The sequence below is a fragment of the Streptomyces sp. NPDC007896 genome, assembly GCF_042959425.1.
In the GTDB taxonomy this organism is placed as follows: Bacteria; Actinomycetota; Actinomycetes; order Streptomycetales; family Streptomycetaceae; genus Streptomyces.
In genome coordinates, this window is record NZ_JBIBKX010000001.1 from 546,692 (window position 1) to 563,890 (window position 17,199).

Annotated in this window: 16 protein-coding genes and 1 pseudogene; 11 read left to right on the forward strand and 6 right to left on the reverse strand. The window is 71.1% G+C overall.

What is annotated here, in order from left to right:
- Positions 1-34 precede the first annotated feature (34 nt).
- Positions 35-523, reverse strand: coding sequence for a GNAT family N-acetyltransferase (locus ACFZDJ_RS02495; RefSeq protein ID WP_391055515.1), 489 nt, complete (start codon positions 521-523; stop codon positions 35-37).
- A gap of 71 nt (positions 524-594) precedes the next feature.
- Between ACFZDJ_RS02495 and ACFZDJ_RS02500 the strand changes: the two genes are divergently transcribed.
- Both ACFZDJ_RS02500 and ACFZDJ_RS02505 read left to right on the forward strand, forming a co-directional pair.
- A complete protein-coding gene (locus ACFZDJ_RS02500; protein ID WP_391055518.1) occupies positions 595-1,521 on the forward strand; it encodes a TIGR01777 family oxidoreductase in 927 nt (308 codons plus the stop codon).
- 336 nt (positions 1,522-1,857) lie between these two features.
- Positions 1,858-3,216, forward strand: a pseudogene (locus tag ACFZDJ_RS02505) (NAD(P)/FAD-dependent oxidoreductase); the annotation flags it as partial.
- 1 nt (position 3,217) lies between these two features.
- Here the strand turns inward: ACFZDJ_RS02505 and ACFZDJ_RS02510 are convergent.
- Entirely contained in the window at positions 3,218-4,657 is a 1,440-nt protein-coding gene (locus ACFZDJ_RS02510) for a regulator (protein ID WP_390927995.1), read from the reverse strand.
- Positions 4,658-4,959: 302 nt separating this feature from the next.
- Here ACFZDJ_RS02510 and lipB point away from each other — a divergent pair, with 302 nt between their 5' ends.
- The 4 genes from lipB to ACFZDJ_RS02530 all read left to right on the forward strand — a co-directional run bounded on the left by lipB (position 4,960) and on the right by ACFZDJ_RS02530 (position 8,473).
- Positions 4,960-5,757, forward strand: a complete 798-nt coding sequence (lipB, locus tag ACFZDJ_RS02515) for a lipoyl(octanoyl) transferase LipB (RefSeq protein WP_168508258.1) — start codon at positions 4,960-4,962, stop codon at positions 5,755-5,757.
- A 447-nt stretch (positions 5,758-6,204) separates the two neighbouring features.
- The gene (gene lipA, locus ACFZDJ_RS02520; protein WP_054229279.1) at positions 6,205-7,170 is read left to right on the forward strand and encodes a lipoyl synthase; all 966 of its coding nucleotides are present in this window, start codon (positions 6,205-6,207) and stop codon (positions 7,168-7,170) included.
- Between the two features lie 315 nt (positions 7,171-7,485).
- On the forward strand, positions 7,486-7,683 hold the full coding sequence (locus tag ACFZDJ_RS02525; RefSeq protein WP_054229278.1) for a hypothetical protein: 198 nt from the start codon (positions 7,486-7,488) through the stop codon (positions 7,681-7,683).
- A gap of 88 nt (positions 7,684-7,771) precedes the next feature.
- Positions 7,772-8,473, forward strand: coding sequence for a DUF4191 domain-containing protein (locus tag ACFZDJ_RS02530; protein ID WP_168508259.1), 702 nt, complete (start codon positions 7,772-7,774; stop codon positions 8,471-8,473).
- A 130-nt stretch (positions 8,474-8,603) separates the two neighbouring features.
- Here ACFZDJ_RS02530 and ACFZDJ_RS02535 read toward each other — a convergent pair whose 3' ends face one another.
- Positions 8,604-9,074: an RDD family protein gene (locus ACFZDJ_RS02535; protein WP_168508260.1), complete on the reverse strand. Its 471-nt coding sequence runs from the start codon at positions 9,072-9,074 to the stop codon at positions 8,604-8,606.
- A 199-nt stretch (positions 9,075-9,273) separates the two neighbouring features.
- On the opposite strand from ACFZDJ_RS02535, the gene glnA reads away from it, so the two are divergent.
- On the forward strand, positions 9,274-10,683 hold the full coding sequence (gene glnA / locus ACFZDJ_RS02540; protein WP_390927990.1) for a type I glutamate--ammonia ligase: 1,410 nt from the start codon (positions 9,274-9,276) through the stop codon (positions 10,681-10,683).
- 80 nt (positions 10,684-10,763) lie between these two features.
- Here glnA and ACFZDJ_RS02545 read toward each other — a convergent pair whose 3' ends face one another.
- Entirely contained in the window at positions 10,764-11,081 is a 318-nt protein-coding gene (locus tag ACFZDJ_RS02545; protein ID WP_391055522.1) for a hypothetical protein, read from the reverse strand.
- Positions 11,082-11,441: 360 nt separating this feature from the next.
- Between ACFZDJ_RS02545 and htpX the strand changes: the two genes are divergently transcribed.
- Both htpX and ACFZDJ_RS02555 read left to right on the forward strand, forming a co-directional pair.
- Positions 11,442-12,365 carry a zinc metalloprotease HtpX gene (gene htpX / locus ACFZDJ_RS02550; protein ID WP_391056798.1) on the forward strand — a complete coding sequence of 308 codons (924 nt, stop codon included), beginning with the start codon at positions 11,442-11,444 and terminating at the stop codon, positions 12,363-12,365.
- A gap of 103 nt (positions 12,366-12,468) precedes the next feature.
- Complete coding sequence (locus ACFZDJ_RS02555; RefSeq protein ID WP_168508263.1) at positions 12,469-13,053, forward strand: hypothetical protein; 585 nt, start codon at positions 12,469-12,471, stop codon at positions 13,051-13,053.
- Positions 13,054-13,092: 39 nt separating this feature from the next.
- Here the strand turns inward: ACFZDJ_RS02555 and ACFZDJ_RS02560 are convergent, their stop codons facing one another.
- Entirely contained in the window at positions 13,093-13,377 is a 285-nt protein-coding gene (locus ACFZDJ_RS02560) for a hypothetical protein (protein ID WP_101405559.1), read from the reverse strand.
- Between the two features lie 177 nt (positions 13,378-13,554).
- Between ACFZDJ_RS02560 and ACFZDJ_RS02565 the strand changes: the two genes are divergently transcribed.
- Positions 13,555-15,216 carry a phosphotransferase gene (locus tag ACFZDJ_RS02565; protein ID WP_391055525.1) on the forward strand — a complete coding sequence of 554 codons (1,662 nt, stop codon included), beginning with the start codon at positions 13,555-13,557 and terminating at the stop codon, positions 15,214-15,216.
- Positions 15,217-15,281: 65 nt separating this feature from the next.
- On the opposite strand, the gene ACFZDJ_RS02570 is transcribed toward ACFZDJ_RS02565, so the two are convergent.
- Positions 15,282-15,728, reverse strand: coding sequence for a hypothetical protein (locus ACFZDJ_RS02570; RefSeq protein ID WP_391055527.1), 447 nt, complete (start codon positions 15,726-15,728; stop codon positions 15,282-15,284).
- Positions 15,729-15,925: 197 nt separating this feature from the next.
- On the opposite strand from ACFZDJ_RS02570, the gene ACFZDJ_RS02575 reads away from it, so the two are divergent.
- Positions 15,926-17,155: a DNA glycosylase AlkZ-like family protein gene (locus ACFZDJ_RS02575; protein WP_391055530.1), complete on the forward strand. Its 1,230-nt coding sequence runs from the start codon at positions 15,926-15,928 to the stop codon at positions 17,153-17,155.
- Positions 17,156-17,199: the final 44 nt, after the last annotated feature.

The following is a 17,199-nucleotide window of genomic DNA, read 5'->3' on the forward strand; positions in this document are numbered from 1 at the left end:
CCGGTGACCCCGTGTCGGTCGGGGTCGGGGCCGCTCAGAGAGAGCGGCCCATGAACACGTCGTCGACATACTCGCCGTCGAGCAGGAACTCCTCGGGCAGGACGCCCTCCACCTCGAAGCCCGCGGACTCGTAGAGCTTCCGTGCCGGGGCGTTGTGCCCGAGGACGCGCAGCGTGATCCGCCGGGCGCCCTGCCGTCGGGCCCCGTCCATCACGGCCCGCAGCAGCCCTCGTCCGACGCCCGCGCGGCGTGCCTCCTCGGCGACGACAAGTCCCTGGATCTGCCGGACGTGGGAGTTGCAGGCGAGGGGCGTGGGATAGCCCAACCGGATGTAGCCGACGAGGACGCCGTCGAGTTCGGCGACGTGGTGGTCCCGGGGGCCGAACCGCTCGTTGTAGAAGGGTGCGTACGGCGGCTGGGGGCGCGGCATGACAGCGTGCAGGGTGGACCAGGTGGCGCGGTCGAGACGGCCGAGCGCGTCCTCGTCGTCGAGGGTGGCGATGCGTATGTGCGGTACCGGCATGAAGGTCACTTTACGGCGGCCCCGCGCAGTTCCGTCCCGTACTTTCCCGGCGCGCGCGGCAGGATGGACGCATGAACGACTCACCGCTCGCTCCGGATTCCCGTAGGTCCCGTATCGCGATCGCCGGTGCGTCCGGCCTGATCGGCTCGGCGCTGACGCGCTCCCTGACCGCGGACGGACACGAAGTGGTCCGCCTCGTACGGCGTGCGCCCCGCGGGAAGGACGAGGTGCGGTGGGATCCGGACGGGCAGCGGATGGACGCCGCGGGGCTCTCCGGGTGCGCGGCGGTCGTCAATCTCGCGGGGGCGGGGGTCGCTTCGCGGCGGTGGACGGAGGCGTACAAGCGGAAGATCCTGGACAGCCGGGTGCGGGGGACGGCGACGCTGGCCGCGGCGGTGGCCTCTCTCGACGAGCGGCCGCGGGTGTTCGTCAACGGGAGTGCGATCGGGTTCTACGGCGAGACGGGCGACCGGGTGGTGGACGAGTCGGCGCCGCCCGGGGAGGGATTCCTTCCCTCCGTGTGCGTGGCGTGGGAGGGGGCGGCGGCACCGGCGCGGGAGGCGGGTGTCCGTACCGTCTTCGCCCGTACGGGGCTGGTGGTGGCCCGTGAGGGTGGGGCGTGGGGGAAGCTGTTTCCGCTCTTCAAGGCGGGGCTCGGTGGGCGGATGGGGGACGGCCGCCAGTACTGGAGCTACATCTCCCTCCATGACGAGGTGGCCGCGATCCGGCATCTCATCGACACGTCGTCGCTGTCCGGGCCGGTGAACCTCACCGCGCCGACGCCCCTCACCAACCGGGAGATCACCGAGGCGATGGGGCGCGTCCTGCATCGGCCCACCGTCTTCCCCACCCCGGCCCCCCTCCTCCGGCTCGCCCTCGGCGACATGTCCGGCGACATCCTCGGCAGCCAACGCGTCCACCCCACCCGTCTGCTGTCCTCCGGCTTCACCTTCGCCTTCCCGTCGATCGAGGGGGCGTTGCGAGCGGCGCTGCACTGACAGACGTCCCTCGCCCCCGCCGCCCCTACCCGTCCCATCCCTGGGGGCTGCCGCCCCCAGCCCCCCGCTTCGGCCTGAACGGCCTCGTCCTCAAACGCCGGACGGGCTGAAAATGTGAACCGGCGCCGACAAGAGCGCCCCGTCAGGGGCGCGGGGAACTGCGCGACCAGCCCCCACTCACCCGCGGACAAGGAAACCGTGCACCCCCATGCGACCGTGCACGCCCGACGCGCGACTGTCCACGGCCCCCAACGCACCTACCCTCGACCCGAACTCGGGTATCCCCAGGGCCCGTTGGGGGCATGACGTTCCCACCGGCCGCGCAACCTCGAGGAGGGGTACGTGCTAGAGCCCGTAAGCAAGGCGGACGTGGACGTCGTCATCGTCGGGGCCGGAGCCGCGGGACTCGCGGCCGCCCAGCACCTGACCAGGGCGGGCCTCACGACGAAGGTTCTGGAGGCCGCCCCCACCGTGGGCGGCCGCATGACTACGGAGAAGGTGGACGGCTTCCGGCTCGACCGCATCGGCCGGCTCCTGTCCACCTCGTACCCCGAACTGCACCGCACCCCGGGCCTGAACGCCCTGACCCTGCGCCCGTTCTCCCCGGGCGTGCTGCTGCACAGCGACGGCCGCCACCACCGCGCCGCCGCCCCCGCCACCCCCCGGAGCGCAAGGGGCGCACTCACCGCCGCGCGCGCCCTCGCAAGCGCCCCCCGCCTCCCCCGGAGCCAGGCCTCACGCCCCGGCCCCCTCGGCGGCCACCTCGACCAGACCCGCCTGGCCACCGCCCTCGCCCGCCTCGCCGTCACACCACCCGAACGTCTCCTCACCCGCCCCGACCTCCCCACCGCACAGGCCCTGACCACCCGTGGTCTGCCGCCCCGTACGGTCGACGGTTTTCTGCGCCCCCTGCTCACCGCACTCCTGTGCGACCCGACCCTCACCACCTCCAGCCGCGCCGCCGACCTGGCTCTGCATTCGTTCGCGTCGGGCCGGCTGTGCCTGCCGGAGGGCGGCGCGGACACCCTGCCTGAGCTCCTCGCCGCCTCCCTGCCCCCGGGCACCGTCCACACCGGCGTCGAGGTCACCGCGGTCTCCACGACCACCGTGACGACGAAGGACCACGGCGAACTCACCTGCCGGGCCATCCTGCTGGCGAACGGAGCCCGCGCCGCGGCCCGGCTGCTGCCCGGTCTGCGCGTTCCGGCCTTCCATCCGGTGACGGTCCTGCACCACACCACGGACGAGCCCCCGTTGACCGACCCGGCCCTGCTGCTGGACGCCGACCGGAGCGGCCCGGTGGCGCAGACGGCGGTCATCAGCCAGGTCGACCCGTCCCGCGCGCCCGCCGGACGGGCGCTCGTCTCCTCGATGGTGCTGGGCACGCCCCCGGCCGCCACCCATCTGGACACCGCGGTCCGCGCCCAACTGGCCCGCCTCTACGGCACGTCGACGACCCGCTGGGAACTCCTCGCGGTCCACCACACCCGTGACGCGGTCCCCGCGATGCCCCCGCCGCACGACCTGCGCCGCCCTGTACGCCTCCTGGCGGGCCTGTACGTCTGCGGGGACCACCGGGACACCGGCACGGTCCAGGGCGCCCTGCATTCGGGCCGGCGGGCCGCCCACGCCCTCATGCTGGACCTGGGCGCCCGTCCGGCCGCGACGGAGGAGCATCTGGAGACGGCCGCCTGAGTCAGCCCAGGGCCGCCACCCGGTCCCGGTAGCCCCGTACGGGTGCCGCGTCCCGGTACGGTTCGAGCCGTCGCTCGAAGTCCCGTACGTACTCGACGGCCCGGACCGACCGCATCTCCGCCGCCTGTCCCGCGGCCTCGGCACCCAACAGGCAGGCCTGGTCGAGCTCCCCGAGCCCGAGCCGTGCCGAGGCGAGCACCACCCGGCAGAACAGCCGGCTGCGCGCGAAGCCGGGCGCCCGCAACTGCAGCGAGCGCTCGGCGTGCTGCGCCGCGGCCCGGTACTGCTGCAGATCCCGGTGGCAGTGACCGAACTCGTCGGCGAGCTGCGCCTCGTCGAAGAACCGCGCCCAGTGCGGGGCCTCGTCCCCCGGCCGGGCGGATTCGAGGGCCCGCTCGGCGCGCACCAGCGACGCCGTGCAGGCCCGCACCTCCCCGAGTACGCCGTGCCCGCGCGCCTCCACGGAGTGCAGCAGCGCCTGGACGACGGGCGGCGCGGACGAGCCGACGCCCTGCTGCGCGACGCGGGCGAGCTGCACGGCCTCGCGCCCGTGGCCGAGGTAGACCGCCTGCCGGCTCATGGTGACCAGGACGTACGAGCCGTACGCCCGGTCGCCGGCCGCCTGCGACAGCCGTAGCGCCTGCACGAAGTAGCGCTGCGCGAGCCCGTGCGCGCCGATGTCGTACGAGGTCCAGCCGGCGAGGCGGGTGAGGTCGGCGGCGGCCGCGAACAGGCGCCGCCCGGTCTGCTCGCCGTACACGCCGCGCAGCATGGGCTCGGCCTCGTGCTCCAGGTAGCGGACCAGGGCCTGGCGGGCGTGGCCGCCGCCGTAGGCGTGGTCGAGGGCGCGGAACAGTTCGCCCACCGAGCGCAGGGCGGCGATGTCCCCGCCGGTGACCTTCTGGCCGGGGCCGCGTTCGGTCTGGCTGCGCTGGCGGGGGACCGCGGGGCGCCCCTGGGCGGGGATGCGCGCGGCGGCCTGGTCGCCACGGCTCACCCGGTCGTCGGCCCGTCCGATCAGCCAGTCGCGGCTGGGGACGACGAGCCCCGCCGGAGTGAAGGCGATCTTGCGGAGCTCGGCGTGGCTGCCGGAGTCCTTGCGCCACAGCCCGCTGACGATGTCCACGGCCTCCTCTGGGCTCGCGGCGAACTCGAGGCCCGCGTAGACGGGTGCGCAGGCGTCGAGCCCGAGGTCCTGCGCGGTGAGGCGGCGGCCGAGGCGCCGCGTGAACACCTCGGCGATGAGGGCGGGTGTGGTGCCGCGGGGCTGCTGCCCGCGCAGCCACCGCGTCACCGATGTCTTGTCATATCTCAGGTCAAGTCCGTGTTCGAGGCCGAGCTGGTCCACGCGACGGGCGAGACCTGCGTTGGAGAACCCCGCTTCTGCGATGAGCGCGGCGAGCTGGCGATTGGGCGTGCGCTGCGCGGGTCGTTCCGTCATCTGCGGTGCGGTCTCCTGCCTTCCGGACATCACTGGGTGCCCGGATTGCCTGTGAGCAGCCCTTATGGCCTCATGGACGGCGCGAATGTAGCGGAGAGTAAGCACGTGATCGCACTCTTCGACGTACATTCATCCGATCGTGTGAGGATTGACCGCCGGGCTGACGCGCGCGGCCCGGACGTACAGTGGCGTGGGCGCGTTACGTACCTGACGAAAGGTTCTTTCGCCTGCCGGACAACGGGCCCGCCGGTTGCCACACCACAGGTTCTGAAGGTTCTGAGGCTTCTAGGGAGGCGCTTGCCGTGAGTGAGTTGCGGTTCGTCCGCATGGGATTCGGTGCCGAGGCCGTGGAGTACCAAGAGGCCTGGGACGAGCAGCGCCGCGTGCATGCCGCCCGTTTCCTGGACGAGGTCCCCGACACCTGTCTGCTCCTGGAGCACCCGCCGGTCTACACGGCGGGCCGGCGTACGGCGGACAGCGAACGGCCCCTCGACGGCACCCCCGTGGTCGACGTGGACCGCGGCGGCAAGATCACCTGGCACGGGCCCGGGCAGCTCGTGGGCTACCCGATCCAGAAGCTGCCGCGCCCGGTGGACGTGGTGGCGCACCTGCGGCGGCTCGAAGAGGTCATGATCCGGGTCTGCGCCGAGTTCGGCGTCGAGACCAGCCGGGTGGAGGGCCGGGCGGGCGTCTGGGTCCTGGGCGACCCCGTCGCCTCGCGCCCCTCCCTCGGCGGGCTCTCCCTCGACTTCGACCCGCGGCTGACGGACGAGGAGTTCGACCCCCGCCTGAACGGACCCGAGTACGCGCCCTCCAACGCCGGGCAGCGGCGCGAGGACCGAAAGATCTGCGCCATGGGGATCCGGGTCGCCAAGGGCGTCACCATGCACGGCTTCGCCCTGAATGTGAATCCGGACACATCCTCCTTCGACAAGATCATCCCGTGTGGGATCCGGGACGCCGGGGTGACGTCCCTGGCGTACGAGCTGGGGCGCGACGTCACCATCGCCGAGGTCCTGCCGGTCGCCGAGAGGCACCTCCGCGACGTCCTGGAGAACGCGGACCTGCGCCCCCGCGAGGTCGAACGGGCCTCGGCCTGACGGATGTCGGCTGCGGGTGTTCCCCGCGCCGCCCGAGGCAGGGCTTCGCCCCGATCCCCCGCCTGTCCGAAGTGGCCCGACCGCGGGCCGGTGGGGGTTGCTCGCGCAGTTCCCCGCGCCCCTGGGGCCGGGGCTGCGCCCCGGATCCCCTGGCCGCCCGATTCGTTTGGCTGCGGGCCGGTGGGGCTGGGCGCGCAGTTCCCCGCGCCCCTCAACGGCGCTGGCGCGCATCTTTCAGCCCGTCCGGCGTTTGAGGACGAGGCCGTTCAGGCCGAACGGGGGCTTGGGGGCGGAGCCCCCGAGTGGGGATGGGACGGGTAGGGGCGGCGGGGGCGAGGAAACCCCGGGAATGCACCCCCGGTCCGCAAGGTTGCCCACCCCGGGGGCCGAGAACCGTACGGGCGTACCCTGGTGTACGCCGAAGAATCGAAGCTACAGGGAGCCGATGTGTCCGCAGTCGCACCCGACGGACGCAAAATGCTGCGCCTGGAGGTCCGGAACGCCCAGACCCCCATCGAGCGCAAGCCCGAGTGGATCAAGACCCGGGCGAAAATGGGCCCCGAGTACACGAAGATGCAGAACCTCGTGAAGAGCGAGGGCCTGCACACGGTCTGCCAGGAGGCGGGCTGCCCCAACATCTACGAGTGCTGGGAAGACCGCGAGGCCACGTTCCTGATCGGCGGCGACCAGTGCACCCGGCGCTGCGACTTCTGCCAGATCGACACGGGCAAGCCGGAGGCACTCGACCGCGACGAGCCCCGTCGCGTGGGCGAGTCCGTGGTCACGATGGACCTGAACTACGCCACCATCACCGGCGTCGCCCGCGACGACCTGGAGGACGGCGGAGCGTGGCTGTACGCCGAGACGGTCCGCCAGATCCACCGGCAGACGGCGGAGCGGGAGGCCGGCCGCACCAAGGTCGAACTCCTCGCCCCCGACTTCAACGCCGAGCCCGCCCAGCTCGCCGAGGTCTTCTCGTCCCGCCCGGAGGTCTTCGCGCACAACGTCGAGACGGTCCCCCGGATCTTCAAGCGCATCCGCCCGGGCTTCCGCTACGAGCGCTCGCTGAAGGTCATCACCGAGGCGCGCGACTACGGTCTGGTCACGAAGTCGAACCTCATCCTCGGCATGGGCGAGACCCGCGAGGAGGTCAGCGAGGCCCTCACGCAGCTGCACGAGGCGGGCTGCGAGCTGGTGACCATCACGCAGTACCTGCGTCCCTCCGTGCGCCACCACCCCGTGGAGCGCTGGGTCAAGCCGCACGAGTTCGTGGAGCTGAAGGAGGAGGCCGAGCAGATCGGCTTCTCCGGTGTCATGTCGGGCCCGCTGGTGCGCTCCTCGTACCGCGCCGGCCGGCTGTACCAGATGGCCATCGAGAAGCGGGGCGCGTACGTCGCCTCGCAGGCGGTCTGAACACCCGTACGGAGCAGTGCGGGCGACACAATTTGAAACGCCGTACAACGCGAGCGGTGGCACTCAGTGCCACCGCTCGCGTGTGAATCGGCGCACAAGCAACTCCCCCCACAATGTGGCCAATTCACCGCGCTGCCGACTGTCCACGCAGATGGGAACAGGCGTCAGGACTGCGTCAGGCTGGAGGCCCGCCGCATCAAGGCTTCATTGGTGTTTGACCGGTCGGTCACGCCCTGGTAACACCAATCAGTGACCCTGGTCTTACGCCACGTACCGCCCCGTCCAGAGCCGTCATCCCGAGGGGGGACCTCCATCATGCAGGCCGCGCCCGTACGCGCCACAGCCATCCCGTCGTTCACCGATGCACTCCGTGCCGTCGAGTCGCTGCTCATGAGCAGCGGTCAGCGCACCGCCCGCCGCAACGCCTGGACCTCCGTGCTGGAGGACCGCCGCCGCGCCAAGGACCGGGTCGAGGCGCAGCGCGTGCTGGAGTCCGTGGCGACGCGTTCGTAGCCGTCGCCGGACCCCCGTGCGGGCACTGCCACCGCCCGCCCGGACACTGCCGTCGTCGGCGCTTGTCGGGCCACGTAGACTTCGTGGCATGGCGAGGAAGGAAACTGCAGCGGACGCTGCGAACCCCGGGCGACTCAAGCAGATCGCTCTGACCTACAAGATGACTCGCAAGGCCGACTCCAAGATCGGTCTTGTACTCGCGGCAGTCGGAATCGTCACCTTCGGTGTCTTCCTCGCGATCGGCCTCTTGATCGACCACCCGTACTACCTGGGCATTCTCGGCCTCCTGCTCGCCTTCCTCGCGACGGCGATCGTCTTCGGGCGCAGGGCCGAGCGAGCCGCGTTCGGGCAGATGGAGGGCCAGCCGGGCGCAGCCGCGGCCGTGCTGGACAACATCGGCCGGGGCTGGACCACGACTCCGGCAGTGGCGATGAACCGCAGCCAGGACGTGGTGCACCGAGCGGTCGGCAAGGCCGGCATCGTGCTGGTGGCCGAGGGCAACCCGAACCGGGTGAAGAGCCTGCTGGCGGCCGAGAAGAAGAAGATGGCGCGGATCGTCGCCGATGTGCCCGTGCACGACGTGCTCGTGGGCACCGGTGAGGGTCAGGTCGAGCTGAAGAAGCTCCGCACCACGATGCTGAAGTTCCCCCGCGTCCTGACCGGCCCGCAGGTGACGGCCACCAACGACCGGTTGCGCGCGATGGGCGACCTGATGAGCAACATGCCCCTTCCGAAGGGTCCGATGCCCAAGGGCATGCGGATGCCGCGCGGCGGACCGAAGGCCCGCTGACACTCCTCTGAGCAGAGTTACGACGATGGGGGCGCCCGGATCACTCCGGACGCCCCCATCGTCGTACCGTTCGCGGCACCCCACTCGTCGTACGGCCTGGTGCCCGCTCGCATGATCCGCCGGACAGGCCCTAGGCCCGGACCTCGATCGTGCGGGCCATGCGGTCGTGCAGGCCCCGGCCGTCGCGGTCCCAGATCAGGGCGGGGATGGCCACGCACAGCAGGGCGGTGCGCAGCAGGACACGCAGCGGGTTGAGACGGCCGCCGCCCTCGGGGACGATCCGCAGGCCCAGGAGGCGCTTGCCCGGGGTGAAGCCGACCGTGCCGACGGTCAGGACGCCCAGGACGAAGAAGACGAGCAGGGCCCAGTTGCCCGTCGACCCCGGCTTGTAGCCGTGGGTGAGCAGTCCGTATGCGATCAACAGGCACAGGGCCCAGTCGATGGCGAGGGCGCCCAGCCTGCGGCCGGGGCGGGCGATGGAGCCGGGGCCCTGTTCCGGCAGACCCAGCTGTTCGCCTCGGTATCCGAGGTCGGCACCGGCGTCCTCCAGGGCCGCGCGGGGTCCGGAGAGCCACGATCCGATTGCTTGCCTGTTGTCCACCCGTCCACGGTACTGCGCCCGTTTTGGCATACGGACAGGAGGGGCCCGACCGCCCCACGTCGGTTAACTTGGGCGAAACAAATGGGTCACGCTGGAGAAATCCCCCATCCCTATGGTCGGCTCCAGCGTGTGCCACCGCACTGGCCGCACGAACGAACTACCACCCCGGTCCACTGTGGGCGGGAGTAGGAGGAGCTGGATGTTCCAGAACGCCGACGAGGCCAAGAAGTTCATCGCGGACGAGGACGTCAAGTTCGTCGACGTCCGCTTCTGCGACCTGCCGGGCGTGATGCAGCACTTCACGATCCCGGCCGAGGCCTTCGACCCGGCCGAGGAGCTCGCGTTCGACGGTTCCTCGATCCGCGGCTTCCAGGCCATCCACGAGTCCGACATGGCGCTCCGCGCCGACCTGTCCACCGCGCGCGTCGACCCCTTCCGCCGCGACAAGACGGTCAACATCAACTTCTTCATCCACGACCCGATCACGGGCGAGCAGTACTCCCGTGACCCGCGCAACGTGGCCAAGAAGGCCGAGGCCTACCTCGCGTCGACCGGCATCGCCGACACCGCGTACTTCGGCCCCGAGGCCGAGTTCTACGTGTTCGACAGCGTCCGCTTCGACACCAAGTCGAACGAGGCGTTCTACCACATCGACTCCGAGGCCGGCGCCTGGAACACCGGTGCCCTCGAGGACAACCGTGGTTACAAGGTCCGCTACAAGGGCGGCTACTTCCCGACCCCGCCGGTCGACCACTTCGCCGACCTGCGTGCCGAGATCTCCCTGGAGCTGGCCAAGTCCGGCCTCCAGGTCGAGCGCCAGCACCACGAGGTGGGCACCGCCGGCCAGGCCGAGATCAACTACAAGTTCAACACGCTGCTCGCCGCGGCCGACGACCTCCAGCTCTTCAAGTACATCGTGAAGAACGTCGCCTGGCGCAACGGCAAGACCGCGACCTTCATGCCGAAGCCGATCTTCGGCGACAACGGCTCGGGCATGCACGTCCACCAGTCGCTGTGGGCCAACGGCGACCCGCTGTTCTACGACGAGGCCGGTTACGCGGGCCTCTCGGACACCGCCCGCTACTACATCGGCGGCATCCTCAAGCACGCCCCGTCGCTCCTCGCCTTCACGAACCCGACGGTGAACTCGTACCACCGTCTGGTCCCCGGCTTCGAGGCCCCGGTCAACCTGGTGTACTCGCAGCGCAACCGCTCCGCGGCCATGCGTATCCCGATCACCGGTTCGAACCCGAAGGCCAAGCGCGTCGAGTTCCGTGCGCCCGACTCCTCCGGCAACCCGTACCTGGCCTTCTCGGCCCTGCTGCTCGCGGGCCTCGACGGCATCAAGAACAAGGTCGAGCCGGCCGAGCCGATCGACAAGGACCTCTACGAGCTCGCCCCCGAGGAGCACGCGGGCGTCGCCCAGGTCCCGACCTCCCTCCCGGCCGTCCTCGACCGTCTCGAGGCCGACCACGAGTTCCTGCTCGCGGGCGACGTCTTCACGTCCGACCTGATCGAGACGTGGATCGAGTACAAGCGCACGAACGAGATCGCGCCGCTGCAGCTGCGTCCGCACCCGCACGAGTTCGAGCTGTACTACGACGTCTAAAGATCACGACGCCAAAAGACGCCTGAAAAACTGAGGGCCGCCACCTGTGAGTACAGGTGGCGGCCCTCGGCCGTGGTCCGTCAGGGCACCACGATGACTACGACTCCACCACCGAAGCCGTTGCTGAAGCCGTTGTTGAAGCCGAACCCGTTGTTGAAGCCGAACCCGTTGTTGAAGCCGAAACGGTTGAAGCCCGTGTTGAAGCCGTTGTTGAAGCCGAACCCGCAGTTCCCGAAGCCACGGCCACCCCAGTTGGAACAGCCATGGGTGACATGGGTCTGGGCTTGGGCCGGGGCAGCTGCCGAGGCCGTACCTGCTGCGCCGATCGCGGCGCCTCCGGCCATCAGAACGCCGATGGCGGATACCGCGAAGAAGCGCCTCGCACGTTGTGCCTTCATGGATGAATCCTCCTTGCACCCCTCGTGCGGTCTTTCGGAGGCACGAGACGGATGGCAGATGGCCGTGACCGCGGCGGAGCGGGTCCGGCGCGATGCTCGCCCGAGTACAGGGAGTACGTTCAAACCGCCGCCGCGTGCAGCGGGCGTACTCCGGTGGCGGCTCTTTTCATTAAGAGCTGCTCGCGAATAAAGGCTAGTCGGCGATCGACCACTCAGCATCTTGGGCGGAATCCCCCAGATCTCGCACGGAATCCCACAGGTTGCCTTTGCACCTCCTAGGGCTGTTCGGAACCGCTTCATGGGCATCCGCAGGTGCACACTGGACAGCGGGACGAGTGCCTTACTGCGGGGGTGATGCAGATGCAGAGCCGGTTCCGGAGCGATCCGCGGTTGACCGCACGCATGACGGTCACGCTGTTCCTGCTCGGATTGCTGTACGTGGCCTTCGTCGCTGCGTTGATCGTGCTGCTGAAGTCCTGGGTGCTGGTCGTGGTCGTCGCGGCCCTGCTGCTGGGCGCGCAGTACTGGTTCTCCGACCGGATCGCGCTCTACGCGATGCACGGCCGGATCGTGGAGCGCGAGGAGTATCCACAGCTGCACGGGGTCGTCGACCGGCTGTGTGCCGTCGCCGACATGCCGAAGCCGCTGGTCGCCGTCTCGGACATCGACATGCCGAACGCGTTCGCGACCGGGCGGAACGCCGATCACGCGGTCCTCTGCGTGACCACCGGGCTGCTGCGGCGGCTGGAGCCCGACGAGCTGGAGGGCGTGCTCGCGCACGAGCTGTCGCACGTGGCGCACAAGGACGTCGCCGTGATCACCGTGGCCTCGTTCCTCGGGGTGATCGCCGGGCTGATCGTGCGGTTCGCCTTCTACTCGCAGCTCTTCGGCGGGCGTGGCCGCAAGGACCAGAACACCGTGGCGATCTTCATGGCGGTGATGGCCGTCTCCGCGGCCGTGTACGCGATCAGCTTCCTGCTCATCCGGGCCCTGTCCCGGTACCGCGAGCTGGCCGCCGACCGGTCCGCCGCCCTGCTCACCGGCCGGCCCTCGGCGCTGGCGTCCGCGCTGACGAAGGTCTCCGGGGACATCGCGCGGATCCCGACCAAGGACCTGCGGACGGCACAGGCGTTCAACGCGTTCTACTTCACGCCGGCCCTCGGTGCCGAACCGGGGATCGCGAAGCTCTTCTCGACCCACCCCAGCCTGGAGCAGCGGCTCGAACAACTGGCCAGGATCTCGGCGGAGCTGGGTGAGGCGGCGACTCCGGAGAGCACCGCCTGACTCTTCCTGCCGCTTCCTGACTCCTGTCCCTCCTGTCCCTCCTGTCCCTCCTGTCCCTCCTGGGCCATGGCCCTTCGTCCCTTCCGGAAAGGCAGCCGACTGCATGGGGTTCCTGGACATCCTGCTCGGGCGCACCAAGGCCGTCGCGCCCGATCTCGACCAGCTCTTCGGGCTGCCGTCGGCGGCCGTGACCCTGCAGGCCGCCGCCGGGTTCACCCCGACCGGGACGGGCGCGGTGTGTTTCGCGAGCGTCGAGGGCGGGGCCTTCGCCCAGGCACACCAGGAGGTGCAGGAGCTGCTCGACGCGGATGCCGAACGCACGGGTCCACCGGTGGAGGTCAGCCGGGACGAGTACGGGTATTCGTGGCTGGTCTCGCGGCGGGAACCGGACGATCTGCCCGCGCTGGTCGGTGATCTGCACGCGGTCAACAGCGCGCTGGAGGGCAGCGGCTTCGGACCGCAGCTGCTCTGCTCCGTGGCCGGCTTCCAGGACGCCGGGCAGCGACGGCTCGGGCTCGTCTACCTCTACAAGCGCGGCACCTTCTATCCCTTCGCGCCGCTGGCCGGGGAGGCCCAACGGCGCGACAACGCGCTGGAACTGCAGGTCAAGGCCGCGCTCGCGGACGATCTGCGGATCGAGCAGGACCTCAGCCGCTGGTTCCCCATCTGGGGCGCCCCGGGTCTGTGACCTCCCGGGAACCGACGTACGGGTGCTACGTCCGGGTGGCTACGTCCGGCGTTCCTGGCGGCGGGCCTCCAGCGGACGCTCGCGGCGGTAGCGGCGCTCCCACTTGGCCTGCTGGTCACGGCGCTGACGGTAGGCGCGGTAGCTGGTGTCCGGACGGGCCGGGGAACCGGACGTGCCCGAGGGCGCCGCCGCGGACGTGCTGCCCCAGGTACGGCCGTAGCGGGCGTACACGAAGAGCAGGGCGATCGCGGCGAGCCACAGGACGTGGTTCGAGAAGCCCAGGACGACCAGGGTCACGGTCGCGGAAACGATCAAGGTTCCCATGACGGGACTCCTTGTGTGCGTGGGTGGCTGTGTGCCGACAGGGCACTGGGGGGTGGGTCCCCGTCCGTCGGTGCGTAGAGAGTAGCCCCGAGTCCGCCTCCTGATGCCTGTCCGACGAAAAGCAGACGTGGCTGAAAAGCGGGCGTGGGTCATCGGGGGTCATGGGTAAATGGGCGGATGCTCGCCTCCTTCGCACACGACCACGACGGTGAACGACTGAGCTGCGTCAGCGGCGGCGGTGACGATGGCCACGGCACCGGCCATGGCGATGGCCGTGGCGCCACGGCCACCGTCGTCCTGTTGCACGGCGCGGGCCTCGGCAACAAGGAGCGTCTGCTGCCGCTGCTGGAGGAGTTCGTGGCACGCGGCTGCCGGGGCCTCGCCCTCGACTTCTCCGGACACGGCGAAAGTTCGGGCGAACTCAAGGACCTGAGCCTGCGCCGACGCTTCGAGCAGGCCGTCTCCGTCATCGACGCGTCGGTCCCGGCGGACGGACCGCTGATCCTCGTCGGGTTCAGCATGAGCGGCCAGACGGTGGCCGATCTCGCCGGGCACTACGGGCGGCGCGTGGTGGCGCTGGGCCTGTGCGCGCCCGCGGTGTACGGCGCCGAGGCGTGGCAGGTTCCGTTCGGGGAGAGTGGGAGAGGGCGCTTCAGCGAGATCATCCGGGCGCCGGACAGCTGGCGGCAGGCCCCCGCGCTCGATGTGCTGCGCGGGTACGACGGCCGTGCGGTCCTCGCCGTGCCCGGTACGGACGCCGTCATCCCGCCCGCCGTCACCAACGCCGTGACGGACGCGCTCACCGCCCGTGCCCAGTTCACCCGGCTCGAATTCCCCGATGCCGACCACATGCTGGGCCTGTGGCTGCGCGAACACGCCGCCGACCGGGCACGGTTCGTGGACGCCGTACTCGTGGGACCGGGTGAGCGGGGGTGGACAGCGACCCGCGGCTGGGTGGCCGAACAGCTTCCGGCCGGCAGGAGCGTACGGGAGTCCACGGCCCTGCGCGGCGGCTGGAGCTCCCAGATGCGCCGACTCACCCTCGACGACGGTACGGGTCTGGTGCTGCGGTCGTTCGTGAAGCCCTTCTACCGCCGTCATGCGCCCGGCCTGCTGGCCCGCGAGGCGTCCGTCCTCACCCTGCTCGCCCCGTACGAGGGCGTACCCACGCCCGAGCTCCATGCCGTCGACGCCGCCGCCGAACACTGCGACCACCCCTCGCTGTTGATGTCCTCGCTGCCGGGCGGGGTACGGGTCGACGAGGAGGATCTGGACCGGCGCATCGACCTGCTGGCCGGCCAACTGGCCCGTATCCACGCGGTGGTTCCGGCCGACCGCCCGCGCCCCTACCAGGCATGGACCTCGCCCGAACGCGTCCGTGCGCCCCGGGGCGCGCTGTGGGAGCGGGCCGTGGACGTGATCCGGCGCGAACCCCCGGCGTACGAAGGGTGTTTCCTGCACCGGGACTTCCATCCCGGCAATGTGCTCTTCACCGGCGCGGGCGACACACTGCGGATCAGCGGGGTGGTCGACTGGGTGGAGACCTCGTGGGGGCCCGCCGACCTGGACGTGGCCCACTGCTCCACGGCCCTCGCGCTGCTGCACGGGGAGGCGTACGGCCTGGGATTCCGCGCGCGGTACGAGGCGCACGGCGGACGCCGACCGGCCGACGCCGAGGACCACTTGTACTGGCGGCTGCTGGACGCGCTGGCCTACTCCCCCGACGCCGAGAAGCTCGCGGTGCCGTGGCGGGAACTGGGGCGCACGGATCTGACCCCCGAGCTGCTGGGCGAACGGCTGACGGCGTATGCGACCGGACTGTTCGAGCTGTACGGCTGAAGGCGACGGCGACGGCGACGGCGACGGCGAGACGGTCGCCGGAGCGGGAGGCGCGTTTGCGGGTGTCAGGTCCGCACGGCGCGGGCTACGTCGGCGGTGACGTCTCCGGAGAGGGCGCGGTTGCTGCGGGCGGTGGCGTCCTTGGCGGCGCCCGCCGGGACGTCGTCCAGGGTGACGACGACCGTGTCGAGGAGGTTGCCGCCCTTGTCCCGGAAGTCGACCTGGACCGCGTACCTCTTCGCCCCGGACGTCGGGTTGGTGGCGGTGGCCTTGACGGTGGCCCGGCCCGCGGAGTCGATGGTCACCTGGCCGCCGAGCTTCACCTCGTCCTTGGCATTCAGACCGTTCTTGAACTCTTCGAACTTCCGCCCGGCCTCGGCGGTCGCGGAGGCGAGGGTGCCGCCGGCCTCGGACGCGAGGGAGGAGGCGGCGGAGGCCACGTCGGACGGGGTGGTGCCGTTGGAACACCCGGCCAGGGCGGCGCCGAGGGCCAGGAGGAGCACGACAGCCACGGCTCCCGGGCCGGTCCCTCGTGCGCCGGGCGCTCGTATCCCGCTCACCCCGTGTACCCCGCCTGTCCCGCGTATCCCTTGCCTCGCGTGCCGCGCCATGTCGTCTCCCGACGTTCCGCTGCGGATTCCCGTTTCAGTCAAGGCCGTGAGCAGGGCGTACGCATGGCGGGGGCGCCGATCGGGTGAGGCGCGAGAAGATGCGGGGACGACAGCTACGAGAGGGAGGCGGCGTGGGCGAGGAGCGGCGGCACATCACAGTGGCGGAGCGGCGGGCCCGGCTCGCCCTGCGGCACCGGCTCGCGGGGACGGCGCGCGCGGCGAGCCCCGAGGAGGTCGCCGGGTCCCTGGTCGCACTGCACGGGACCGATCCGGCGACGGTGTACCTGGCGGTGGGCGCGCGGCTCGCGGACGCCGGGAAGACGGTGGCGGAGCTCGACCGGGCGCTGTACGAGGACCGGACGCTGGTACGGATGCACGGCATGCGGCACACCGTGTTCGTGTTCCCCACCGAGCTGGCCGCGGTGGTGCACGCCTCGACGGGGCTCGCGATCGCCGCGAAGGCCCGGGCCGGGCTGGTCAAGGACATGGTGAGCGGCAGCGACGGGCGGCTGACCGAGGAGTGGCTCACCGAGGTGGAGGCGTCCGCGCTCGCCGCGCTGGCGCGGCGCGGGCAGGCCACGGTGAACGAACTCACCCAGGACGAGCCGCGGTTGAGGGAGCAGTTCACGTACGGCGCGGGGCGCAGTTACGAGAGCGCGCAGACCGTGTCGTCCCGGCTGATGCGGGTGCTCGGGGTCGAGGGGCGGGTGGTGCGTGGGCGCCCGCTGGGGTCCTGGACGTCGACCCAGTTCCGCTGGGCCGTGGCGCCGCCGCATCCCGAACTCCCGACCTCCGAGGCCCAGCCCGAGCTGCTGCGCCGCTGGCTCGCGGTGTGCGGGCCCGCCACCGAGGCCGACCTCAAGTGGTGGACGGGGTGGAAGGTCACCGATGTGCGGCGGGCGCTGACCGCGATCGGGGCGGTGGCCGTGTCGCTCGACGACGGAGCCACCGGATATGTGACCGCCGACGACACCGCCCCCGTCCCCGGCCCCGGCGCGCCGTGGGCCGCGCTCCTCCCCGGGCTCGATCCGACGGCCATGGGATGGCAGGAACGGGACTGGTACCTCTCCCCCTCCCTCCGCCCCGCCCTCTTCGACGGCAGCGGGAATGTCGGGCCGACGGTGTGGTGGGACGGGCGGGTGGTCGGAGGGTGGGCGCAGCGGGCCGACGGGGCCCTGGTGTGGCGGGTGCTGGACCCTGCCGGGGTGGGGCGGGAGGCACTGACCGCCATCGAGACGGAGGCCGCCCGCCTACGGGCCTGGCTGGGCCCGACCCGGATCACCCCGCGCTTCCGAACCCCCCTGGAGAAGGAACTGACGACGGCTTAGGAACGAAGGGCACGGGGCTACGCCCCGCATTCCCGGGCCGCCCG